The sequence below is a fragment of the Polynucleobacter necessarius genome (assembly GCF_900095195.1).
Classification (GTDB): domain Bacteria; phylum Pseudomonadota; class Gammaproteobacteria; order Burkholderiales; family Burkholderiaceae; genus Polynucleobacter; species Polynucleobacter necessarius_G.
Genome location: NZ_LT606950.1, coordinates 375,722 through 399,903, shown reverse-complemented (window position 1 = coordinate 399,903; position 24,182 = coordinate 375,722). Strand labels below are relative to the sequence as shown.

Sequence of the window (24,182 nt, the reverse complement as noted above, 5' to 3'; positions counted from 1 at the left end):
CCCTAGTGATATTGAATCTGAACGGAGTCTTTTTGCTTGGAGGCCAGCAGTTGAGTCAAACTATGCAAGCAGGCGTTGTCGGGATAAATCCGCATCTCCTCTGGAAATTGTATTAAGCATGCACCACCACTAGTTGTAACGGCGGCAGTCAACATCAATCCCTTAACGCCATCATTGGTAGCGGCAGTATTAGTGCTTATTTTAGGATCCCGCTGCCTATTAGCCATGAGATAGGGCCCAATTTGACTTCGCAACATTCGAATATCTACCGCTGCATCAAGACACACATGGATATTGCGGGCAAAACGCATTCTTGCGCCAGTGATATCCATTACTGCTTCAGCCACGATACGCATACCACCCGAAAATTTATCGGGCGTCACATTCACTTTAGCTATGAGCAACTCATCCTCTTTCAACCAAGAGCGATTAGGTTCATAAACTTCACTATACAGCGTTACCTCAAGAGCAGCAGCACCGTCATCAATGGTTGCGATCATCATGCGACCTCGCTGACCAGTAAGCATGCGAGCAGAAGTCACAATACCTGCTATTAACTGATCCTTACCCTCAGTTATTTTTACTAGCGGTTGTCGAATAAAGTGTGCTGTCTCATCTCGATAGGCATCAAACATATGGCCGGTCAGGCAAAGTCCAAGAGCGGCCTTCTCTTCTTGAAGACGTTTTTTCTCAGACCATACAGGTTCGCGAACGAGCTCAGGTTGATGTGCATGATCTTCGCCTGCAACTTCAAACAAGCTAACTTGATGAATCGATGCTTCTGCCTGCTCTGCTGCCTCAATCGCTCTCGCTAACGATGCTAATAGTGTTGATCGAATATCGTAAAGATTGCCCCCGACTGCTAACGCGTCTTTATAGAGACTATCGAATGCACCAGCACGCATAAGCGCCTCAATCGCACGACGATTTACCTGACGACGATCTACTCGAGCACAAAAATCAAATAAATCCTTAAATGGGCCACCAGCTTGGCGAGCGTTGACAATTGCCTCAATCGCAGCCTCACCGGTACCCCGCACCGCTCCCAATCCATAGCGGATATGGCTTACGGGGGCATCTGGCGGAGCATCTGGCGCACGCAATGGTGTGAACTCATAAACCCCAGTGTTGATATCGGGAGAGAACGCTCGAATTTTGTTAGCCAAGCAATCGTCATAGAGAATCTTCACCTTGTCGGTGTCGTCCATAGCAAGCGATAAGTTGGCCGCCATGAATTCAGCGGGGTAATACGCCTTCAGCCAAGCGGTTTGGTAGGCCAAGAGTGCGTATGCTGCCGCATGCGATTTATTGAATCCATATCCAGCGAAACGCTCCATCAAGTCATAGATTTCATTCGCTTTGGCCTCTGAAATTCCGCCTGCTTTAGCACCATCACTGAAGATCTTGCGATGTTGCGCCATCTCTTCTGGCTTTTTCTTACCCATAGCACGACGCAACATATCGGCGCCGCCTAATGAATACCCACCAATCATTTGGGCCATCTGCATCACCTGCTCTTGGTAGACCATGATGCCGTAGGTTTCACGCAGAACGGGCTCAATACGTGGATCGGGATACTCAACCTTTTGTCGACCGTGTTTACGCTCAATGAAATCTGGAATTAGATCCATTGGACCTGGGCGATAGAGTGCCACCAGCGCAATAATGTCCTCAAAACGGTCTGGCTTAGCTTCCCGAAGCATGCCTTGCATGCCCCGGCTTTCCAGCTGGAAAACGGCAACCGTATTGGCTCGCTTTAAAACATCAAACGCCTTTTCATCATCAAGCGGAATATCACTAATACTCCAATCTTTGCGATCAGCATGAAGCGCTTTAATCCAACGCTCTGCGGCAGCCAAAATCGTAAGGGTAGTTAACCCCAAAAAGTCAAACTTAACGAGCCCAATTGCTTCGACATCATCCTTATCGAACTGACTAATGACTGAACAGCTGTCTTGATCCTTTGTTTCCTGGGTATAAAGCGGGCAAAAATCGGTGAGTCGACCTGGTGCAATCAGTACGCCACCAGCATGCATACCCACGTTACGCGTCATTCCCTCGAGCTGCTCTGCCAAGGAAAGTAATTGTCGAACTTCATCCTCATTTTTTTCTCGCTCGGCTAATTGCTTTTCTTCTTTTTTAGCCATTTCAATGGTCATGTATTGACCCGGCTTATTCGGCACTAATTTTGCGATGCCATCAACGAAGTTATAACCTTGCTCCAAAACACGGCCCACGTCGCGAATCGCCGCTCTTGCCGCCATCGTGCCAAAGGTTGCAATTTGACTGACCGCGTCTTTGCCATACTTATCTTTGACGTACTGAATGACTCGATCACGGCCATGTTGGCAAAAGTCGATATCAAAGTCAGGCATAGATACCCGCTCAGGATTCAAGAAACGCTCAAAAAGCAAGTTGTACCGCAATGGATCCAGATCGGTAATGCGTAATGAATACGCTACTAAAGAGCCAGCGCCAGACCCGCGTCCGGGACCCACTGGCACTCCATTATTTTTAGCCCAGTTGATGAAGTCAGCAACGATCAGGAAGTAGCCAGGGAAGCCCATTTGAGAAATGGTCTTGGCTTCAAATAAAAGGCGTTCGCGATACCGCGGCATTTCTTTTGCGCGCTCTTCTGGATCAGGAAAATTGCGCTCCATATGACGCTCAAGACCTGCCTCTGATTGGGCTAGCAAGAATTCATCAAGCGTAATGCCTGGAGGAATTGGGAAATCTGGCAAACGCGGTTGACCCAACACTAAGGATAAGTTGCAACGTTTTGCGATCTCTACAGAGTTTGCTAATGCTGCAGGCAAATCAGCAAACCGCTGCTCCATCTCCGCTTGCGTTAAAAAGTATTGCTCTTCATTAAATTTCTTTTGGCGGCGCGGGTTACCTAGTAATTCACCTGCAGCAATACAAACACGTGCCTCATGCGCAGTAAAATCGCTCTTTTGCATGAACTGCACAGGGTGGGTTGCCACTACGGGTAAATCGAGCTCACTAGCTAGATGGCACGCAAGCTGTAATTGCCTCTCGTCTTGAGGGCGCCCACCACGCTGCACTTCAATATAAAACGATTTCGGAAACAGCTTTTCATACCGCTTGGCAATAATCTTGGCCTGATCCTCTTGGCCAGCCAATAGTGCACTCCCAACCTCCCCCATGCGCCCTCCAGAGAGGGCAATGAGTCCATATGCCAAAGTTCGCTTCGCTTTCTTATCCTCAGATTTGGCAGCAGGCTCACTAAACCACGCGGAATCCACTTCAGCTCGACCACGCGATTGATTATCAAGCGAGGCTCTACTAAGCAACTCACAAAGATTGAGATAACCAGAATGGTTTTGGACCAACAGCAAAAGTCGGTGGGGCTGGTCAGGATCTTGGGAGTTAGATACCCAAACATCCGCACCGGCGATGGGTTTAACCCCACTGGATCGTGCGGCAGTGTAAAACCGCACCAAACCAAATAAATTACTTAAATCAGTAATGGCCAAGGCACCCATCTCATCCTTAACGGCAGCTGCCACCGCATCATCAATGCGCACGACTCCATCCGTAATCGAAAACTCGGAATGAATGCGAAGATGTACAAAACGGGGTGAAGCCATGAGATGATTTTAGCTGTGTCTACCCCCCAAAACCCTCCAACCCTTGCCGACGGCTATCGCGGGCGATTTGCCCCCTCGCCAACTGGGCCACTGCATGCTGGCTCATTAGTTGCCGCCCCAGGAAACTGGCTAAATGCCCGAAAAAATGCAGGGAAATGGCTACTCAGAATTGAGGATTTAGATACCCCAAGGTGCGTGCCTGGTGTAGATCAAATTATTCGGTCCCAATTACAGGCCTGTGGTCTTTTTTGGGATGAGGAACCCCTATATCAATCTAGCCGACAAAAATACTATTGGGAAGCTCTTGAGACGCTAAATGGCCAAAAAGTACTTTACCCATGCGCCTGCTCAAGACAAATGATTGCTAGCAGACTAGCCGCTCAGAACATTCAAACTCCTCGCAATCGATGGTCTCTTCACCCATCAACTTGCGGTTGTGGTCGATGACACCTCGCAGGGCATTACCCATATCGTTCGTGGATCAGACCTTTTGAGCAACACCGATAGACAAATTTATCCTCAACAAATATTAGGATACTCAACCCCGAGCTACAAGCACCCGCCCTTAGTTTTAGATTAGAATGGTGAGAAATTAAGTAAACAAACGCTTGCCACTCAAATCAACACCAAAGATGAAACACATACGCTGGGCGAACTTCGTAAAGCAGCCTCTCATCTCGGTCTAACGGATCTACCCGATAGAACAAATCTCACTATTGCAGAATGGCTTTTGGCAGCTGTTAACGCAAGCACGAATCTTGAGAACAAGAAAATACTATAAGCGTTACTTAAAGCAACGCTTGCTACCCAATAGGCTATGTTCACCATATGACTAAAACCATACAAATGAAAAAAATCTCTACCCATCCTTGGACTTCTATTAGCTGGATGCGCAACTACAGCGAATTACGAAAAAATCCCACAGACAACGATAGGAAAGCCTGAAAAAGACTTGGTGGCCGCCCGGGGAATTCCTCAGGGCTCATATGAAAATGAAGGCGTAAGATACCTTACTTATTCCCGCTCTGAATCAGGCGTAATACCTGGTCAACCCGCAAGAGCTAATACAGTGATGATTCCAGAAAACCATATACAAACATGGTGGGCGGCAGCCCTGCAATAGGATATACAAACGCCTGTACGACAATCTTTAAGATTGAGAATAAAGTTGTTGTGAGCTATGAATTTAAGGGAAATGACTGCAAGGCTTACAGTAAAGATTAAATAAATGCCCTCAATTAAGAGGGCATTGTGGTTCGCTAAGTTATTGATTTATAAATTTAGGTAACTGCTACCTAATAGCGTCCTGGTGGGCCCACCAGGACTTGAACCTGGGACCAAAGGATTATGAGTCTACTAGCCCAGCCAACTTTAATAATTAAAGAGCACAAGCAGTTGCCCAGCGAGGCAGAACTTTCATAGCGTTTTGCCAGACTGTCGATGCAAATTCCTCTTCACCAACACCCCGAATGGCAGCCAGGGCATTCGCTATTCTGGCAATAAAGGCAGGCTCATTACATAGAATTCCCTCTTGCTTTAACCAAGCCGGCGGGATATCAGGAGAATCCGTCTCCGTCACAATGCTCTCTAGCGAAAACTCGGTTAATAGTCTTCGAATTTGCAAGGCTCGCTCATACGTCGCAGCACCACCAAATCCCAACTTAAAGCCAAGATCTATAAATTGCTCTGCTTGCTGAAAACTCCCATTAAATGCATGAGTAATTCCGCCAGCAATATTACGTCGCCTGAGCGCCTTCAGGATGGCATTCTGCGAGCGACGAACATGCAATATCACAGGTAGTTGGTATTGCTGAGCAAGATCCAATTGCGCTTGAAAAAAATAGTCTTGTTTATGGGGGTCTAAGCCCTCGACAAAATAATCTAAGCCTATCTCTCCGATCCCCACAAATCGTGGATCAGCTAAAGATTGCCGTATTTGTTCATCCAAAATTTGGATATCTTGCTCATGCGCTTGATTGGTATATAGCGGATGAATACCCAATGTGTACACAAGGCCTGGAATGTCATCTTGATATTGGGAGCTAAGCACTTTGACATTCTGGAAGTCCGCTGCCCTTACAGCCGGCAACAAGATTGCGCGAACATTTTTTTCTTTCGCTGCCGCAATAATCGCTGGCAATGTGCCCGAGAACTCGGGCGCATTTAAATGGCAGTGAGTATCAATCCACATGGGATCGGTCGCCTTTGTCTTATTCAGCAAAGGTCTTTAAAACACCGCGCTCAAGATGCAGAATACGATCGCAATGCTTTGCCCGCACTGGATCATGGGTAACAATCACAAACGCGGTACCCTGCTCGCGCGCAATCTCTAACATTAAATCAAATACGCCATCTGCTGTTTCAGTATCAAGATTACCTGTGGGTTCATCTGCTAGTACGCAGATGGGATTTCCAACTAGGGCTCTTGCAACAGCAACTCTCTGACGCTCGCCGCCAGATAATTCAGCAGGGGTATGCAATGCGCGATTATCCAAGCCGACAGCTTTTAACATCGCGCTAGCATGATCCATTGCTTCGTCGTTTTCCAAACCGCGAATACGCAATAACAAGGCTACGTTTTCGACTGCACTAAATTCATCCAAGAGATGATGAAATTGATAGATAAAACCCAAACGCTGGTTACGCAAGCGGTCCAATTTCGCCACAGACAATTGGTTTATATTGGCGCCGTCTAGGATGACTGATCCTGCGCTAGGAGTATCTAAGCCACCCAGCAAATGCAATAAGGTGCTCTTACCCGAACCCGAGGAGCCCACAATCGCGACTTTCTCAGAAGAAGCAACAGACAAATCTACAGACTTCAGCACTTCAACCGCAGTCGCTCCTTGACCATAGGTCTTTGCCAACCCACTAGAAATCAGAACGTTCGTCATCTCACTCATATCGCAGAGCCTCCGCTGGCTGGACCTTTGCCGCACGACGGCTCGGGTACAAGGTAGCGATCACTGACAAACCAAATGCCATCAGACCCACTGTGAGCACATCACCCATTCGGACATCAGATGGCAATTCACTAATGAAATACACCTCACGCGGCAGGAAACGCACTCGGAAGATCGCCTCAATGGCAGGAACGATGACATCGATATTAAGTGCGATTAATAATCCCAAGCCAACACCTGCTAGGGAACCTAATAATCCAATTGCCAAACCTTGCACCAAAAATATTCTCTGAATGAGTCCTGGACTAGCACCCATTGTTCGCAAGATCGCAATATCCGCTTGCTTTTCGTTCACAGTCATTACGAGAGTCGACACTAAATTAAATGCAGCCACTGCGATGATCAATGTCAGGATGATGAACATCATTTTCTTTTCCGTTTGCACAGCAGCAAACCAATTGCGATTCGAACGCGACCAATCGCTTACCCAAAGAGCTTGAGGAACGACAGCAGCCAGCGCATTCGCAACCTCTGGAGCACGCTGCATATCATCCAACTTAACCCGCAAGCCAGATGGATCATGCAAGCGAAACAGGGCTGCGGCATCTTTCCAATGCAGGATGGCTAGTGAGCTGTCATATTCATAATGACCACTGTCCACAATACCAACCACTTGCAGCGTGCGCATCCGAGGCATCGCACCTGCTGGAGTCAAATCACTTTCAGGAACAATCAGATTAATACGATCCCCTACACGAGCGCCAACCAATGACGCAAGTTGAGCGCCTAATACAACACCAAAACTCCCTGGCTTAAGGTCGTCAATACTTCCCGCAACAAATTGTTTGGGTAAATCAGATGCCTTACCTTCTTCGCTTGGCAAAATTCCACGGATCGCCACCCCTCGCATCACGTTGTCACGTGTGAGCAGGCCTTGCGAACTCACCATCGGTGCAACCCCAATCACATGAGGTTGCGCAGCAACCTTCAGCGCCAAAGGCTCCCAATTAGCCAAACCATCAGGGGCAGTAATCTCAACATGGGATAACACGGAGAGCATACGATCGCGCACCTCTTTCTGAAAGCCATTCATGACGGAGAGGACGACAATCAAAGAAGCCACTCCGAGTGCTATGCCCACAGTAGAGATTCCAGAAATAAAGGACAGAAAGCCATCACGCTTGCCAACCGTCTTACGACGCTTGGAACGGGTATAGCGCAGGCCGATTTCTAGCTCAATGGGAAGTCTCAACATAGCCACAGTTTAGACAATTGCACAGTCAACCGATGGAATATTGAAATGCCTCATAAAATCAGGGGAATGAACATTCCTGCCCACACAACCCAAAGCGCCCAAAGCAAGCTTCGGCGCTTTACCCTCATGCTTTCGGGAGAGGATGTTCTGGAGGGACAAAGCCAGAGTAGCCAACCACCACAGGGGCTTCCGCATGAACGATTCTTGCTGGGGGAGCGGGTTCCGATTGCTACAGTTTTGCTATTGGGCCAGTCATCTGTAGCCGTGAATCCTGAACAAACTATCGCTTGCCTACAGCCTGTTCATTTGCACGCTACACGAGACCACCTCATTTTGATGAATCAGAATCAGATTGATCTGACCGAAAGTGAATCCTCCCAGTTTCTGAAAGCCGCCTTACCCTTGCTCGAGGAAGATTTTCAAGGGCCAGTGTTATTTCATGACAAGCAATACTGGTTTATTGCCGCAGGTCCATTCTCCAGTTTGGCCACACACAGCATTGATCAAGCCCATGGCCGCAATATTGACTGGTGGATGCCGCGCGACTCTGATGAAGAGGGCATCGCTAAACGTTGGCGCAAATTGCAAAATGAAATTCAGATGCTCTGGCATATTGATCCTACCAATGAGGCACGTGAGCAACGCGGTCTCCCGAACATTAATTCTTTGTGGATCAGCGGCATTGGGAAACTCAATGACGTGCGGGCTCCGAAATCATTTACGGAGGCAAAACGGATTTATGGCGAGCATCCTATATTACAAGGTCTCGCAAAATATTGCGACATTCCCTGTAGCCACAATCTTCAAACTATCACTACTGATACTCTTGCTGGAGTATTTGCCTGGCTGGATCAGCCAGAACCTATTTGGCCAGTCCTCTGCAAGGCACTCTCCCAAAAACATCTAGATGAATTTTTACTCATCGATTTTCAGCATGGCAAGGTGCGTGAGAGAGTCTTCACAGCAAAAGACATATTTCTGAAATCGTGGGTCTTTTGGAAGAAACCTAAATTACGTACTTGGAATGAAATAATTTCGACATGAGCCTTTTTTCTCAACGAACATTTTTTGAGCGCACTGCTACTTGGCTTGAGCAAAGTGGTCTGCATCCTTTGCTGGCTCGACTATATGCTGCTCGTGGCTTGACATCTCCAGATGAACTTTCATTGGAACTAAAGAATCTTTTATCGCCTACTGAACTGAAGAACTGCCTGAGTAGCGCCAGCCTGTTGGCAGATATTTTGGAGAAAAAAGAACCTATGCTGATCGTTGCAGATTACGACTGTGACGGCGCTACCGCCTGTGCAGTAGGTCTGCGGGGCTTAAAGATGCTTGGGGGTTCTGATACCCCAATTCAGTTTCTGGTCCAGAATCGATTTACGATGGGTTACGGCCTGACTCCCGAGGTAGTAGAGTTGGCTGCACAACAAATTCCGAAACCCAAATACCTCATAACTGTCGATAACGGGATAGCTAGTGAAGCAGGTGTAGACCGTGCTCGTGAATTAGGCATGGAAGTGATTGTCACCGACCACCATTTACCTGGCGATCGTTTACCAAAGGCCGCCACGATTGTGAATCCCAATCAACCAAGCTGCACATTCCCAAGTAAAGCACTTGCTGGTGTTGGCGTCATGTTTTATGTTTTGGTGGCATTGCGTGCTGAGCTACGCAAACGCGGCAAATTTACCAACGAAACACAACCAAAAGTAGAAAACCTGTTAGATCTCGTGGCATTAGGTACGGTTGCAGACGTTGCTCAACTGGATCGCAACAATCGCATCTTGGTATCCAATGGTTTAAAACGTATTCGCGCTGGAATTGCGCAGCCTGGAATGCAGGCACTTTTTCAGGCAGCAGGCAGAGATCCTTGTAAGGCGAATACCTTTGATCTCGGGTTTGCAATTGGTCCTAGACTAAACGCAGCTGGGCGTTTAGCGGATATGACGCTTGGCATCCGTTTATTGCTGACGGATAGCGTGGATGAAGCCGTGACATTGGCGCAAGAACTAGATCGCATTAATCGCGAACGCCGTGTTATTGAGAGTGGCATGCAAGAAACGGCATTAGCTCACCTGTCTGAGGAGCAGTTATCTGGATCGATAGAGCAACGCACCAGTATTTGCTTATGGAACCCAAATTGGCACCAAGGTGTTGTTGGAATTGTGGCGTCACGCTTGAAAGAACGATTTAATCGACCTGCAATTGTTTTTGCACCAGATGGTAATTTAGGAGAAGAACTTCGTGGCTCTGGCAGATCGCTGACTGGATTTCATTTGCGCGATGCACTGGATGTGGTGTCCAAAAAAGAACTTGGCCTGATTCTCAAATTTGGGGGTCATGCCATGGCGGTAGGCCTGACCATTCGCAAAGATGATTTTGAAAGGTTTGATGCCTGCTTTCAGGAGGTGGCTAATAGCCTATTAACCGACGACATCCTTAAGCGACGGCACCCGCACGATGGCGCCCTCCTTCCTTCGCAATTTACCCCCGAGATTGGCGATCTGCTCGCAGAAGAAATATGGGGACAAGGCTTTCCACAACCGGTTTTCTATGGTGAGTTTGAAATTGCGCAACAAAGCCTCATGAAAGAGAAACACCTGCGTCTTCAAGTTCGTCCGTTGGGAGAAAGTACCGGGGCTAAGTCACCAGGTTCGCCACTAACCGCCGTTTGGTTTAATCGCACCAAAACCCTGCCGCCCAAAGCAAGGCTTGCTTACCGCCTCGTCACCGATCGCTATCAGGGCCAAGCACGGGTGCAGTTGATGATTGAAGCCCACGACGATAGTCCAGCAAGCAATTAGCCTCAGAGGTTATACCCCAATAACCCCCTTATAATTAGGGGATGGAAGCTGAACAACTAAATACTATTTCAAATACTTTGTCCGATCTGCTCACACGCGAGCAAGCTCTTCGGGGGTATCTTTGACTTCGACGTCAAGTCGCGTCGCCTTACTGAAGTTAAGGCGATCCTAGAGGACCCCTCCATTTGGGACGATCAAAAGAAAGCGCAAGCGCTGGGCAAAGAAAAAAAATTGCTCGATGGCGTGGTTGCGACTTTAACGGATTTAAACAACAACATCACTGGAGCTATTGAGCTCTTTGATATGGCCAAAGACGAGGGTGATTTTGAAACTATCGCCGCCATTGAGCAAGATGTTGAGGGTTACAGCAAGATCATTAATGACCTCGAATTCCGTCGCATGTTTCATAACGAAATGGACTCATGCAATTGCTTTATTGGTATCCAAGCAGGTGCTGGTGGCACCGAGGCCTGTAATTGGGCCAGAATGCTCTATCGTCAATATCTGAAATACTGCGAGCGTAAGGGTTACAAAACTGAAATTCTGGAAGAATCTGATGGTGATGTCGCGGGCATCAAGAGCGCGACGATCAAAGTCGATGGTGAATATGCATACGGTCATCTTCGTTCAGAGACTGGGGTACATCGTCTAGTGCGCAAATCCCCGTTTGATTCCTCTAACGGACGTCATACCTCATTTGCCTCGATCTATGTGTATCCCGAGATTGATGACTCGATTGAGATTGAAGTCAATCCTGCGGATATTCGTACTGATACCTATCGCGCTTCGGGTGCAGGTGGTCAGCACATTAACAAAACAGACTCTGCGGTCCGTTTAACCCACATTCCGACTGGGATTGTGGTTCAGTGCCAGAATGATCGAAGCCAACACCGCAACCGTGCTGAAGCAATGAGCATGCTCAAGTCACGCCTGTACGAACATGAAATGCAAAAGCGTCGTGCAGAGCAGGATAAGTTGGAAACGAGCAAGACCAATGTCGGTTGGGGCCATCAAATCCGCTCTTATGTCTTAGATCAAAGTCGTATTAAAGATTTACGCACTAACGTTGAGATCTCCAACACCCAAAAAGTTTTGGATGGTGATCTTGATGCCTTTATTGAAGCCAGCCTAAAGCAAGGCGTTTAATGTCAAACCTTATGAACGATAAAACGAATTTACCTCCAGCCACAGAAGCCGTTGATGAGAATCACATCATTGCTGAACGTCGCGAAAAACTTTCTAAGTTGCGCCAAAACGGCGTTGCGTTTCCAAATGACTTCGTGCCCACCCATCTGGCCGCTGACTTACATGCACACTATGACAGCCTGACCAAAGAAGAATTGGCTGCCAAAAAGATTCATGTCAAAGTAGCTGGCCGTATGGTTCTGAAACGTGTCATGGGTAAAACCAGTTTTGCGACGATTCAAGATCGTAGCGGCCAAATTCAGTTCTACATAAACGATGAATTAACCGGTGCGGATACGCATGGCGCCTTTAAGCACTGGGATATGGGTGACTTTATCTCTGCTGAGGGCAACCTCTTTAAGACCAATAAGGGTGAACTCTCCGTTGAATGCAATCAGTTGCGATTACTTAGCAAATCATTGCGTCCATTACCAGACAAGTTCCACGGCCTCTCCGATCTCGAAACAAAATATCGCCAACGCTATGTGGATTTGATTGTTAATCCAGAAAGTCGCGAGACTTTTAAGGCCCGCAGTAAAGCCATCGCATCACTCCGTCGCCATATGCTTGATGCTGACTTTATGGAAGTTGAAACACCGATGCTCCACCCGATTCCTGGTGGCGCAGCAGCAAAACCGTTCATTACGCATCACAATGCGCTCGACATGCAAATGTTCTTGCGCATTGCCCCAGAGCTATATCTTAAGCGTCTAGTTGTTGGTGGCTTTGAGCGTGTCTTTGAAATCAACCGCAACTTCCGTAATGAAGGTGTCAGCCCGTGCCACAACCCCGAATTTACGATGATGGAGCTTTATGCGGCCTATACGGATTACCGCTGGTTAATGGATTTCACGGAAGGGCTGATTCGCGCTGCAGCGATTGACGCGCAAGGCACTGCTGTCTTGACCCACCAAGGTCGTAAACTCGATTTAAGCAAGCCTTTCCAACGCCTCACCATCAATGAAGCGATTCTGAAATATTGCGCTCAATCTGGTAAAAACTATGAAGCTGCTCAGTTAGAAGATGCTGCGTTCATTCGTGCTGAATTGAAAAAAGGTGGCGAGAACCCAGATTCTCCAACGCTCAAGAACACGGGTATCGGTGCTTTGCAATTAGCCTTATTTGAATTGGTTGCTGGGGAGCACCTTTGGGTGCCTACATACATCATTGACTACCCTATCGAAGCAAGCCCACTAGCCAGAGAGTCTGATACACGCCCAGGCATTACCGAGCGCTTTGAGCTCTTTATTACCGGACGCGAGATAGCCAACGGCTTCTCAGAGCTCAATGATGCTGAAGATCAAGCCAATCGCTTCCGCAAGCAAGTTGAGCAAAAAGAAACAGGTGATGAAGAGGCCATGTATTTCGATCACGACTTCATTCGCGCCCTCGAATACGGCATGCCTCCTACTGGTGGTTGTGGTATTGGCATTGACCGCTTAGTTATGCTGCTAACCGATGCACCCAATATTCGCGATGTGATTCTCTTCCCTCATTTGCGTCGCGAGGAAGAGTAAAGAAGCTAAAGATCAGAATAGATCCGAATTAATCTGATTCTGATGAGAAATAAAAAGGCACCGCTTGGTGCCTTTTTATTTCGCTGGAATAACTGAGGTTAAGTTATGCGGGCAATCCTTTTTCATCAAAGACGCCTTCAAATAGTGCGGAGCTCAAGTAGCGCTCAGCCGCATCTGGCAGAACAACCACAATAGTTTTGTAGCATACTCAGGCTTTTTGGCTAGGCGGACTGCGACGGCGGTGGCGGCACCACAAGAGATGCCCACCAAATACCTTCTTCTTTGGCGATGCGGCGAGCAAACTCAATGGCCCCTTCATTGCTGACTTGCTCAACCTTATCCACCACCGATAAATCGATGTTGTCGGGGATAAACCCGGCGCCGATACCTTGGATCTTATGTGGTGCGGGTTTAATTTCTTCGCCATTCAGTTTTTGCGTAATTACTGGACTTGCAGTTGGCTCCACTGCAACCACTTCAATAGTCTTTTTCTTTTCATTTTTGATGTAACGGCCCACACCAGAAATAGTACCGCCTGTTCCAACACCAGCAACGAAGACATCGATCTTGCCGTCTGTATCTTCCCAAATTTCAGGACCAGTCGTTTTTTCATGAATCGCTGGATTCGAGGGATTGCTAAATTGCTGAAGCAAAACATATTTATTGGGATCCGATTCCGCAATTTCTTTTGCCTTGGCAACGGCACCATTCATCCCTTTCGGACTTTCAGTTAACACGATCTTGGCGCCTAATGCTGTCAGGAGTTTGCGACGCTCCAAGCTCATTGTTTCTGGCATAGTGAGCGTAAGCGGGATGCCACGCGCTGCGGCAACGAAAGCCAGCGCAATACCCCTATTACCCGATGTTGGCTCTACGATTTCCTTGCCAGGGCCGAGAAGACCCTTCTCTTGAGCATCGTTAATCATCGCCACACCAATACGACATTTCACGGAGTAAGCTGGATTGCGGCCTTCAATTTTTGCCAGCACCGTAGCCTTTGTGCCGTCAGTAACGCGATTTAATCTCACTAGCAGTGTGCGACAAATAGCTTGGGAGTTATCAGTGAAGTAGGTCATCAAAATTCCTAATTATGGAGGGTCATAAGTGCCTACATCTTAGGCGAGACGAATTCCTTTGTAAAAGAAGCTCTATGAATAAGCTAATAACCAAAAACGCTATTAACACACCCCAAACCTTAACTGAATATTCTTAGAGCAGGATTACTTAGCAAATGTTCTTGATTCCCAAGTCGGTTTGACAATATTAAGCTACTATTTAGTAGATTTCACTTTTAATAAACCCATTGGAACATCATGAAATTCACTACTAAAACCAGCAGTCTTTTTGCAATCTGTGCCCTAATCGGAGCCAGTGCTTTTGCACAAACCAAAAACCCCAATACGATTTTGAACGTTTCATACGACGTTTCTCGCGAACTCTACAAAGACATTAACCCAGTATTTGCTGCCGAATGGAAAGCCAAAACCGGAACAGCTCCAACCTCAATCAATCCCATGGCGGGTCCAGCAAACAAGCTGGCGCAATTATTGGCGGTCTTGAGGCCGATGTTGTCACCATGAATCAATCGCCAGATATCGATATCTTGGTTGGACGTGGCAATTTAGTGAATCCAAATTGGCGCAACGCGTTTCCGAAGCAATCTGCACCCTACTCTTCTGTAACCGTCTTTTTGGTGCGCAAAGGGAATCCAAAAAATATTAAAGATTGGTCAGGCTTAACCAAGCCTGCACACAAGTCATTATTCCGAATCCTAAAACTTCTGGAAATGGTCGCTATACCTATTTAACAGCATATGGCTATGCGCTCCAGAAGACCAAGAGCGAGAAACAAGCAAAAGAGTTTGTGCGCGACCTCTTTACAAATGTACCAATCCTCGATTGGTGGTGGCAGAGGCGCAACGACCACCTTCACCCAGCGTGATATTGGCGACGCTCTCATCACCTTTGAAAATGAGGCTGAGCTGATCAATAAAGAAGTTGGTGCAGGAAAATTTGATGTGGTGTATCCATCGATCATGATCGAAGCACCAGCTCCTGTGGCGGTTGTTGAAAAATATGCCAAAAAGCATAGTACCGAGAAACTATCAAAAGCGTATCTAGATTTCTTGTTCACAGAAAATGGGCAAGAGATTATTGCTAAACACTACTTCCGCCCAAATAACCCTACTCCCGCAATTACGAAAAAATATGGTGGCAACTTCCCGCCCGTAAAAACATTTACTGTCGATGCCGTTTTTGGTGGCTGGAAAAAGGCTCAAAAAGAACAATTTGATGACGGCGATATTTACGATCAAATCGCGATTGATGTATTTGCCAATAAGAAACGATAGAAAGGTATCGGCCATCAAATGAGAGTTCCTAGCAAAACCCAATTGTTTATTGATGGCCTTAAAAGTAATAACGTTAATCGTCCATTATTTTTAAATGGTGCTGGCGAGATCAGCGCTCGCTGGCAAAATTTAACGCTTTCTAGCGTATTTCAACCAATCTTCCGCTCCACAGATCTGGTTAACCCATACGCCTATGAAGCATTTGTTCGCTGCATTGATGCCTATGGCAATCAAATAAAGCCTGGGGACCTTTTTTCCAAACCAGTCGATGATAACGAAATTACCAGTCTAGACCGCCTGTGTCGAACAATTCATTTATTAAACTTCACGCTACATGGCATTGATGACGCTCTTTTATTTCTGAATGTTCATGAGGGCCTCATCTCTGCCATAGATGACAATCATGGCTCAGCATTTAGAAAAGTGGTTGATGCTCTCGGGTTCTCACCAAACCGAATCGTGATTGAATTGCCAATTTCATTAGTAAAAGATACCAAACGCCTCCACTTTGTTTTGCAAAACAATCGACTCAATTCATTAAAAGTGGCTATCAATATAGATTCGATTACCGATCTTCAGGGCTCATCCGAAAGAGCGCACGTTCATTACATCAAAATTGCACGACACCTTTTGCAATCTGGTGCGAATCTCTATAGCGATATTGAACAGCCTAAGAGTACAAGCAGTGAAGCTAATATTGTGATTACCAAGAATCTAGATCAACTTGCATTTCATGACTCGAGGATTTTGGTACAGGGAGAGTTCTACGGAAGTCCAGCCACTTTGACAGCTCCAGCCCTGACAAAAACAAATCCACCAGTGCAGCAAACCCAACAACGGGTCTGCCTGCATATTGGAGGCTGAGTCCCACGACCCATGGTGTGAGATTTTTTATCCGCACTACTTTGCTCTTCTCAGAAAAGTAACTAGCAAGATCAACAATAAAAAAGTAAACCAAAGCAAAGACCATTCAGGAACTTGTAACCCGAGAATTGCGGGAAGTTTTGCAGAGCACAGATCATCAGCCTTAAATAGCCATGGAAGACCTTGAGCTAATTGAAACTGATTAATCCATGTCTCAAGGGGATCAATGCCACAAGAAGCCCCAGGATGAGATAGTAACCATACATGACGAGCAGCTACGCCAAGGCCATATATAGCCGATAAAATGGCGACGATGTGAAAGAACTTCCGCGAGGAATGGAAGCTCGCAGCAAATAAACAAGAAATGCCAATGCCCAGATACCCAACTCTTTGCAAGATGCACAATGGACAAGGCAAAAAGCTGACGCCTTGGTAGCCAACCTGTTGCAATATCACTGCAAAGATAACCAAGCTAAGACTAATGAACGAGAGATAGAGGTATTGAGCACGAGTCATCCCTTAATCATAGTGGGAGATGGGCTCAATCGGCAGAAAGACCTGCCTTATTACCAAAAGTGCATTGGTTATGAAAAGTTAATCCATCAAACCCTCAAAAAATGAGCAGATTTTGAGGATAATCAAGGTTTTGCAAATTTATTAAAAGCTTGTTATGGCCGCATATCACACCGAAACCGTTTTAACCGTCCACCACTGGAACGACACCCTATTTAGCTTCACCACCACCCGTAACAAAGGCTTACGCTTCCGTAGTGGCCACTTCTTAATGATTGGTCTTGAGGTTGAAGGCAAACCACTCGTTCGCGCTTACAGCGTCGCTAGCCCGAACTATGAAGAGCATTTGGAATTCTTAAGCATTAAGGTTCAAGATGGCCCCCTAACCTCACGCCTACAAAAAATCCAAGTGGGTGACCCCATTTTGGTGAGCGAAAAGTCCGTTGGCACTTTAGTGCTTGACGACCTCAACCCAGGTAAACACCTTTACTTATTTAGCACTGGCACTGGACTTGCGCCCTTTATGAGCATTATTCGCGATCCAGAGACTTACGAAAAGTTTGAGGAAGTTGTATTGATTCATGGGGTTCGCTTAGTTAGCGAGCTAGCCTATGCTGATTACATTAAAAATGAATTAACGCAAGATGAATATCTAGGCGAATTGATCCGTGAAAAACTCATCTACCACCCAACCGTTACCCGTGAAGCCTTTAAGCACACTGGTCGCTTAACTACCGCTATTGAATCAGGTCAACTATTTAAAGACATCGGCTTGCCGCCTCTTGATCCTGAAGTTGACCGTGCCATGATTTGCGGCAGCCCATCCATGCTAAAAGAAACGTCAAAAATGCTTGATGCCAAAGGCTTTAAGGTCTCACCAAGTCTTGGACAGCTGGGTGACTACGTATTTGAACGTGCATTCGTAGAAAAATAAACGAATACTAAATTCTTAGTTAATAAAAAGGGTGCGCATTAGCACCCTTTTTATTTATCTGCATTTGATTTAATATGGTGTATGTTCGTAAAAATTTTCAGCCACACCTTCCTTGCTCACATGCCCGGCAATCAACACCACTCCCAAAACAAAACTGCCAACGATGCCTAAACCTAGCAGGTAGTCTAATAGACTGCCTCCTTGGAGATATAAGTTTGCTAAAAAACATTCTTTGAGCCAAGATGCACTGATAAACCAATTAACCCAACCCCTGCAAGCGCATATGCCGAGCTTGAAGAACCCTTTGCATAATTCATTTTCATACGATTAAAAGGCCACTTTTCAGTGGCCTTTTTATTTCTACTCTAACCAAACTGATGGTTATCTATGCTGGGAGCGAATACGATGCAATACAGCAATCATCCTATCCACCTCTTGCAAGTATTGTAAAAAGCTAAGGATGGTCTAACGGTCGTTTCTACCCCCATGCGACGCAAGATAGGCTGCGCACAGTGGTGTCCTGAGCGAACTGCAATACCCTCTTTATTTAACGCCGCACCAATATCCTCAGTCTTGATTCCTGGAATCACAAACGATAAAACGCTAGATAAAACGCTAGCCTTATGTTGTGCAGTCCCAATCAATCGAATACCGGGAACATCTTTGAGTAAGCGGGTTGCATATAACAAGAGTTGATGCTCGTATTGATCAATTAAATCTATGCCAACAGAGTTGACGTAATCACTGGCGGCACCAAAACCTACCGCATCCGCAATATTGCCTGTACCCGCCTCAAAACGGCTTGGAGCATCATGAAACTTGGTGTGCTCAAACGTCACATCTTGAATCATATTGCCGCCACCTTGCCATGGCTGAGTGGCATTAAGCAAATCTTCTTTGCCATACAGAGCGCCAATACCCGTTGGTCCAAAAGCCCTGTGTCCAGAAAATACAAACCAGTCCGGATTGAGGTCTTGCAGATCCACTCTCATATGCGAAATGGATTGGGCACCGTCCAGCAGCACCCTCACTCCAGCGGCATGCGCAATTTCAATAATCTTCTTAGCTGGCGTAATCGTACCCAATGCATTGGATACGTGGGTAAAACTCACAAGCTTAGTGCGACTATTGAACAGCTTCTGATACTCATCCAACAGCAACTCGCCATCATCATTAACGGGTATCACACGAATACTTAATCCTTTTTCTTTGGCCAACAACTGCCAAGGAACAATGTTTGCGTGATGCTCAAGATTACTGAGAATGATTTCATCGCCCTCTTTGAGGTTTTGGCGGCCCCAACTTTGTGATACCAAGTTGATAGCTTCGGTCGTACCACGCACAAAAACGATTTCATTAACCGATTTAGCGTTGAGAAATACTCTTACCTTTTCACGAGCACCTTCATAAGCATCGATTGCGCGCGCAGCTAATTCATGGGCAGCACGGTGAATATTGGGATTCTCGTGCTCATAAAAATAGCTAATACGATCAATCACTGCTTGGGGCTTTTGGGTTGTCGCAACGTTATCAAACAAGACTAATTGACGACCATTGACTCGCTCAGAAAGAATCGGAAAATCTTTTCGAACCAATAATGGATCAAGCGCTGTATTCTGACTTTTAGTAACTGGCACTTCATTCAGAAATACTTGATTCACTAATGGGTCGTTGCTTGGATTAGACAAATCATTCAGAAATGAATTAGGAATGAATTGTTCAAATCCAAAGCTTTTGCCCAATATTAAGTGGGGCCTACTTTATGGCGTCATCCTTTGTAACGCTCGTGCCATGGGTGAGTTTGGCGCCGTCTCGGTCGTTTCGGGACACATTCGCGGCTATACCAACACCATTCCGTTGCAGGTTGAAATTCTCTATAACGAATACAACTTTGTCGCTGCAGTTGCTGTGGCGTCCTTATTAGCCCTATTAGCACTATTAACTCTAGCCGCCAAAACCTATGTGGAATGGCGTCTGAAATTCGAAACAAACGCAGCCCCAGCAATTGAAGGACCACTATGAGTATTGAAGTAAAAAATATCAACAAAACCTTCGGGAACTTTGTTGCGCTAAATAACGTCTCTCTGGATTTTCCCTCCGGAGAACTAGTCGCCCTCCTAGGTCCATCTGGCTGCTGGAAAACCACTCTGTTGCGTATTATTGCGGGCCTCGAAACACCTGATAGTGGAACCATTATTTTGGATGGCGTAGACACTTCCACTACCCCCGTACGAGATCGTCAAGTGGGGTTTGTATCCAGCACTATGCACTGTTTAAGCACATGACAGTATTTGATAACGTTGCCTTTGGCCTACAAGTCAAGAATCGCAAAGAGCGTCCTAGCAAAGAAGAAATTGCAGATAAAGTCCATGAGTTATTGAAGTTAGTAAAGACAAATTGAAGCACGATCAATCAGAGTCGATTTCTCAAGGCGCTTCCGTTCTCGCCTGTGCACGCCCACATGAGTTGGATATTGTTACCGAGGATCAATCAACTGATGGTGTACTTGCCAAGATTGATCGTATTTTTGTCCTTTGGTTTGAATTTACGTATCGAATTATCATCATTATGACTGAAGTTGGCAATGCACTTGCCACCTCTCAATCCGGGGTAAGTAAGCACATCTTGGATCTCGAGGATGAATTGGGCATTGAGCTCTTTGTCCGCAAAGGCAAGCGCCTTCTTGGCCTTACCGAACCTGGCAAAGAACTCTTAACGATCGTCGCGCGTATTTTGCTAGATACTAAAAACATTAAACAGCTGGGTGCTCAATTTAGTCAGGCAGATAAAGGCCAACTCACAACTGCAACGACCCATACACAAGCGCGCTATGCCCTGCCAAATGTTGTCAGTCAATTTAAGAAGAAGTTCCCGGGCGTTCATCTAGCACTTCATTAAGGCAGCCCACAAGAAATTGTGGAGTTATTACTAGAGGGTCAGGCGGATATTGGTATTGCCACCGAAGCTTTAGAAGGCATTCCTGAGCTCGTTACGTTTCCGTACTATTCATGGCACCACACTGCAGTAGTGCCGAAAGACCGCCTTCTTGAAGGTAAGCAAAATTTAACTCTTGAAGATCTTGCTGAATTTCCGATCGTTACCTATCACGAAGGATTCACTGGCAGAAAATTGGTTGATAAAACTTTTGCTAAAGCTGGAATTACGCCCGATATCGTAATGTCCGCACTTGATGCTGACGTTATAAAAACTTACGTTGAATTAGGCCCGGGGATTGGCATCATCGCATCCATGGCATATCAAACTGATCGAGACACAAAATTGAGCCTATTGGATGTCGGCCAACTATTTGAGGACAACACCACTCGGATTGCACTACGAAAAGGCACCTTTTTGCGCGGATTTGCCTATGAATTCATCGAGTTATGCTCACCCAAGCTTGATGAAGCCAAAGTAAAAGCGGCACTCAAGCCTGAGTCTGATATTGATTTGGATTAAAAAGTAGTTTTAGGCAGGTAAATCACTCGTTTCCATTACTTTTATATATAAAAAGATGACTTTTATATATTTGTAAGTAATAAAAATAGCCAATAAACTGCTGTGTCAGAGCTGGAGGCAGCCTATTTGCCCCCTCTCGGAGTATGTAAATGACCCAGCAAAACCTTCAAAATTCCCTCGAAAAACCGACTTTTTGGTCCATTCCACCAAGCACTCTTACGCCAACTGAACTTGCTGATAAATCAACTGTTTTAAAGAAGCGCCTGTCCGATATATCTAAACGGTTTTCAGATGTTCGTTTTGCAACCAGCCTAGCTGCTGAAGACATGGTCGTTACCGATGCGATTACCAAGGCCAATGCCAATATCAAGTTTTTACCTTGGCGACGGGTCGCTTGCATCAAGAAACCGTCGATATGGTCAAAACAACTGAAGACCACTATGGCGTTGCAATCGAAAAAGTCTACCCTCAAGAGAACGATGTACAAGCATTCATCGATCAGTACGGCATATCAAAATGCGCATCAAAACGTAGTGCGCTTCATTACCGCTGGTAGCGTTGATGATGGCAGGAGCACTTTAATTGGTCGTCTACTTTATGACACGAAATCGATTTTGGTAGACCAACTTGAGTCCATTTCTAAGACGAAACATGCGCGCGTTACCTCCTCTGATGCTGTGGTAGATTTGGCGCTTTTAACTGATGGCCTGGAAGCTGAGCGTGAACAAGGTATCACCATTGATGTAGCGTATCGCTATTTTTCAACACCGAAGCGTAAATTTATTACGGCTGACGCTCCTGGTCACGAACAGTACACTCGCAATTTGGTTACGGGAGCATCCCAATCTGATGTAGCAGTCATATTAGTAAATGCGATTCGCGTTGATCTCACCACTAGCCCAGCGACATTACTCGCCCAAACTAAGCGTCATGCAGCGATTGTGCATCTATTAGGCTTGCGTCACGTGGCATTTGCCATCAACAAGATGGACTTGTTTGAATTTGATGAGAGGGTTTACAACACCGTCAAATCCGCCATTGAAGACCTCGCCAGCAAAATTAGTTTGCCCACTCCAACATTAATTCCCATCTCAGTCTTATTTGGGGCCAATGTTGTTACCAGAAGCCAACACACCCCTTGGTATAATGGCTCTACTCTGCTGGAATTACTCGAAGGTCTTGATACCAGCCCTGAATCCGAAAAATTAGCCTTACGCTTCTCCGTGCAATATGTAGCACGTCAGAATGGATGCGCTTCAGATGATTTCCGTGGCTATCTCGGCGAGATTAAATTCGGCAGCGTTCGCAAAGGCCAAAAGATTAGGGTATTACCAGGCGGCTCGGAAGCTACGGTTACTGAGATTTATCTCGGGAATGGCTCAGGCAGCAAAGGTAATAATGCTGTGGAATCTGCTCAAACTGGCGAAGCCGCAGCAATTCAATTGGCTGAGGATATTGACGTATCGCGTGGCTCTTTATTTATTAGCGCTGAAGATACCAATCCGCCCGTACTTAGCAAACAACTTTCCGCTGATTTATGCTGGTTAGATAGCGAGCCACTCTCTCTGAGTCGTAAATACGCGCTGCGTCACACCACCAATACGGTTGGCGCAAAGGTTAAAAATATCCAACAAGTCTTGGATGTTCAGACCTTATCGCATGCCAGTGATGTCCATGCGCTTTCTACCAATGAAATTGGGCGAGTGGATTTTATTTTGCAAAAGCCGATTGTTGCGGACTTATTCGACCAATCTCCGCGTACTGGTGCGTTTATCTTGATTGACGAAGCCACAAATCATACTGTTGCTGCTGGCATGATTCGCGAGGCAGTTTCGCAATAAAAGTTTGCCGGGCGGATGAAAACCTAATGAATGAGGTGCTTATCTGCCCGAAATATCTGACTTAGCTCAGAGGCAGAATTTTTACTAAAAAGTACAGGCACGCCCAACTCTTCCGCATCACGCTTAATCTTTTTAGCCATGCCGTGATTAAGATAATTAATCAAAATCACAACTAAACGCGCACTCTGTGGCATAAACCGATGGGTATTACCATTTCGTCTTGCATCCCAATGCAAAATGTCATTAAAGCCGTTCTGGGCTAAATATTTCATGATACTCGAAATACGATCACCACCCACTATCAATACCGTCATGTTGATTCCTGAAGTTCTGTTGCATTCAGTGTAGGAATTGCAGTCTTGTAAGTGAACTAAGAAATTCAGAATTCGAAAGATGATTAGTTCATTAGATCAATCTGTGGATTGTTAATCACCACCAAAAAGAAAAGCCACCCCGAAGGATGGCTTAAAAAGATTTATGGAGGTACTACGGAAAACACACTACAGAATGAACAACTTCATATTAGTGGTTACCATCCATGGCGCTGACCATCAATGCATTCATTTGAACGCAATGCGCTAAATTAGTGCCTGGATTGATCTGTTTTAGTGATTTTCCTTGGCGTGATTAATCGAGTACTTGGGAATTTCAATCACGAGGTCCTCTTTGGCCACAATGGCTTGGCAAGAAAGACGGGATTGGGGATTTAAACCCCAAGCCCGATCCAGCATGTCTTCCTCATTTTCATCGGGGGGATTCAGGCTTTGGTAACCCTCTTTGACGATCACGTGACAGGTAGTGCAGGCACAAACCATATCGCAAGCATGCTCAATCGGAATATCGTTCTCGAGCAATGCCTCGCAAATTGAAGTGCCTGGTGATGCTTCAACGACTGCGCCTTCTGGGCAATATTCACTGTGGGGAACAACAACAATTTGCGTCATGGTGT

The 24,182-nt window shown here is 46.1% G+C and carries 19 protein-coding genes and 5 pseudogenes; 15 read left to right on the top strand and 9 right to left on the bottom strand.

What is annotated here, in order from left to right; translation table 11 throughout:
* Positions 1 to 2: 2 nt before the first annotated feature.
* A complete protein-coding gene (gene dnaE / locus BQ1619_RS02230) occupies positions 3 to 3,611 on the bottom strand; it encodes a DNA polymerase III subunit alpha (protein WP_114662014.1) in 3,609 nt (1,202 codons plus the stop codon).
* Between the two features lie 3 nt (positions 3,612 to 3,614).
* Between dnaE and BQ1619_RS02225 the strand changes: the two genes are divergently transcribed.
* Complete coding sequence (locus BQ1619_RS02225) at positions 3,615 to 4,058, top strand: glutamate--tRNA ligase family protein (protein WP_331851882.1); 444 nt, start codon at positions 3,615 to 3,617, stop codon at positions 4,056 to 4,058.
* The gene (locus tag BQ1619_RS10400; protein WP_331851881.1) at positions 4,048 to 4,191 is read left to right on the top strand and encodes a hypothetical protein; all 144 of its coding nucleotides are present in this window, start codon (positions 4,048 to 4,050) and stop codon (positions 4,189 to 4,191) included. Before BQ1619_RS02225 ends, BQ1619_RS10400 begins: the two co-directional genes overlap by 11 nt.
* Before the next feature lie 798 nt (positions 4,192 to 4,989).
* Here BQ1619_RS10400 and BQ1619_RS02220 read toward each other — a convergent pair.
* Genes BQ1619_RS02220 through BQ1619_RS02210 form a run of 3 tightly spaced genes read right to left on the bottom strand, consistent with a single transcriptional unit; the run spans position 4,990 to position 7,769 of the window.
* Positions 4,990 to 5,802 carry a TatD family hydrolase gene (locus tag BQ1619_RS02220; protein ID WP_114663474.1) on the bottom strand — a complete coding sequence of 271 codons (813 nt, stop codon included), beginning with the start codon at positions 5,800 to 5,802 and terminating at the stop codon, positions 4,990 to 4,992.
* A 19-nt stretch (positions 5,803 to 5,821) separates the two neighbouring features.
* The gene (locus BQ1619_RS02215) at positions 5,822 to 6,514 is read right to left on the bottom strand and encodes an ABC transporter ATP-binding protein (RefSeq protein WP_114662012.1); all 693 of its coding nucleotides are present in this window, start codon (positions 6,512 to 6,514) and stop codon (positions 5,822 to 5,824) included.
* On the bottom strand, positions 6,507 to 7,769 hold the full coding sequence (locus BQ1619_RS02210) for a lipoprotein-releasing ABC transporter permease subunit (RefSeq protein WP_114662010.1): 1,263 nt from the start codon (positions 7,767 to 7,769) through the stop codon (positions 6,507 to 6,509). The genes BQ1619_RS02215 and BQ1619_RS02210 overlap by 8 nt, the downstream gene beginning before the upstream one ends.
* A gap of 66 nt (positions 7,770 to 7,835) precedes the next feature.
* Between BQ1619_RS02210 and BQ1619_RS02205 the strand changes: the two genes are divergently transcribed.
* The 4 genes from BQ1619_RS02205 (at position 7,836) to lysS (ending at position 13,275) form a co-directional block, all read left to right on the top strand.
* The gene (locus tag BQ1619_RS02205) at positions 7,836 to 8,813 is read left to right on the top strand and encodes a hypothetical protein (RefSeq protein WP_231968438.1); all 978 of its coding nucleotides are present in this window, start codon (positions 7,836 to 7,838) and stop codon (positions 8,811 to 8,813) included.
* Positions 8,810 to 10,573 (top strand): single-stranded-DNA-specific exonuclease RecJ, encoded by a 1,764-nt coding sequence (gene recJ / locus BQ1619_RS02200; RefSeq protein ID WP_114662006.1) that lies wholly within the window; start codon positions 8,810 to 8,812, stop codon positions 10,571 to 10,573. Before BQ1619_RS02205 ends, recJ begins: the two co-directional genes overlap by 4 nt.
* Positions 10,574 to 10,614: 41 nt before the next feature.
* A protein-coding gene (prfB, locus tag BQ1619_RS02195) for a peptide chain release factor 2 (RefSeq protein ID WP_114662004.1) occupies positions 10,615 to 11,719 on the top strand; the annotation gives its coding sequence in 2 pieces (ribosomal slippage) (positions 10,615 to 10,695 and positions 10,697 to 11,719; 1,104 coding nt in all).
* 11 nt (positions 11,720 to 11,730) lie between these two features.
* Entirely contained in the window at positions 11,731 to 13,275 is a 1,545-nt protein-coding gene (gene lysS, locus BQ1619_RS02190) for a lysine--tRNA ligase (RefSeq protein ID WP_114663473.1), read from the top strand.
* Positions 13,276 to 13,378: 103 nt separating this feature from the next.
* Here lysS and cysK read toward each other — a convergent pair.
* Positions 13,379 to 14,351 (bottom strand): annotated as a pseudogene (gene cysK / locus BQ1619_RS02185) (cysteine synthase A).
* Positions 14,352 to 14,588: 237 nt separating this feature from the next.
* Here cysK and BQ1619_RS09545 point away from each other — a divergent pair.
* The 4 genes from BQ1619_RS09545 to BQ1619_RS02175 are packed head-to-tail and all read left to right on the top strand — an operon-like array spanning position 14,589 to position 16,489.
* The gene (locus BQ1619_RS09545) at positions 14,589 to 14,855 is read left to right on the top strand and encodes a hypothetical protein (protein ID WP_231968437.1); all 267 of its coding nucleotides are present in this window, start codon (positions 14,589 to 14,591) and stop codon (positions 14,853 to 14,855) included.
* Complete coding sequence (locus tag BQ1619_RS10395) at positions 14,747 to 15,082, top strand: substrate-binding domain-containing protein (protein WP_231968436.1); 336 nt, start codon at positions 14,747 to 14,749, stop codon at positions 15,080 to 15,082. The genes BQ1619_RS09545 and BQ1619_RS10395 overlap by 109 nt, the downstream gene beginning before the upstream one ends.
* A 54-nt stretch (positions 15,083 to 15,136) precedes the next feature.
* A complete protein-coding gene (locus tag BQ1619_RS10390; RefSeq protein WP_231968435.1) occupies positions 15,137 to 15,625 on the top strand; it encodes a substrate-binding domain-containing protein in 489 nt (162 codons plus the stop codon).
* 18 nt (positions 15,626 to 15,643) lie between these two features.
* Positions 15,644 to 16,489: an EAL domain-containing protein gene (locus tag BQ1619_RS02175; RefSeq protein WP_114662002.1), complete on the top strand. Its 846-nt coding sequence runs from the start codon at positions 15,644 to 15,646 to the stop codon at positions 16,487 to 16,489.
* Between the two features lie 36 nt (positions 16,490 to 16,525).
* Here the strand turns inward: BQ1619_RS02175 and BQ1619_RS02170 are convergent, their stop codons facing one another.
* Complete coding sequence (locus tag BQ1619_RS02170; RefSeq protein WP_114662000.1) at positions 16,526 to 17,005, bottom strand: disulfide bond formation protein B; 480 nt, start codon at positions 17,003 to 17,005, stop codon at positions 16,526 to 16,528.
* A 154-nt stretch (positions 17,006 to 17,159) separates the two neighbouring features.
* Here BQ1619_RS02170 and BQ1619_RS02165 point away from each other — a divergent pair, with 154 nt between their 5' ends.
* Complete coding sequence (locus tag BQ1619_RS02165) at positions 17,160 to 17,936, top strand: ferredoxin--NADP reductase (RefSeq protein ID WP_114661999.1); 777 nt, start codon at positions 17,160 to 17,162, stop codon at positions 17,934 to 17,936.
* A 381-nt stretch (positions 17,937 to 18,317) separates the two neighbouring features.
* On the opposite strand, the pseudogene BQ1619_RS02160 reads toward BQ1619_RS02165, so the two are convergent.
* Positions 18,318 to 19,648, bottom strand: a pseudogene (locus BQ1619_RS02160) (family 2A encapsulin nanocompartment cargo protein cysteine desulfurase); the annotation flags it as partial.
* 22 nt (positions 19,649 to 19,670) lie between these two features.
* Between BQ1619_RS02160 and cysW the strand changes: the two are divergent.
* The 4 genes and pseudogenes from cysW to BQ1619_RS02135 form a co-directional block, all read left to right on the top strand.
* Positions 19,671 to 19,958, top strand: a pseudogene (cysW, locus tag BQ1619_RS02155) (sulfate/thiosulfate ABC transporter permease CysW); the annotation flags it as partial.
* Positions 19,955 to 20,328 (top strand): annotated as a pseudogene (locus BQ1619_RS02150) (sulfate/molybdate ABC transporter ATP-binding protein); the annotation flags it as partial. The pseudogenes cysW and BQ1619_RS02150, both read left to right, overlap by 4 nt.
* Positions 20,329 to 20,504: 176 nt before the next feature.
* Positions 20,505 to 21,392 (top strand): annotated as a pseudogene (locus BQ1619_RS02145) (CysB family HTH-type transcriptional regulator).
* 479 nt (positions 21,393 to 21,871) lie between these two features.
* Positions 21,872 to 23,233 carry a sulfate adenylyltransferase subunit 1 gene (locus tag BQ1619_RS02135; protein ID WP_114661998.1) on the top strand — a complete coding sequence of 454 codons (1,362 nt, stop codon included), beginning with the start codon at positions 21,872 to 21,874 and terminating at the stop codon, positions 23,231 to 23,233.
* Positions 23,234 to 23,256: 23 nt separating this feature from the next.
* On the opposite strand, the gene BQ1619_RS02130 is transcribed toward BQ1619_RS02135, so the two are convergent.
* Together BQ1619_RS02130 and fdx are read right to left on the bottom strand one after the other, a co-directional pair.
* On the bottom strand, positions 23,257 to 23,547 hold the full coding sequence (locus tag BQ1619_RS02130) for a DUF2325 domain-containing protein (protein WP_114661997.1): 291 nt from the start codon (positions 23,545 to 23,547) through the stop codon (positions 23,257 to 23,259).
* A gap of 291 nt (positions 23,548 to 23,838) precedes the next feature.
* Positions 23,839 to 24,177 (bottom strand): ISC system 2Fe-2S type ferredoxin, encoded by a 339-nt coding sequence (gene fdx, locus BQ1619_RS02125; protein WP_114661996.1) that lies wholly within the window; start codon positions 24,175 to 24,177, stop codon positions 23,839 to 23,841.
* Positions 24,178 to 24,182 lie beyond the last annotated feature (5 nt).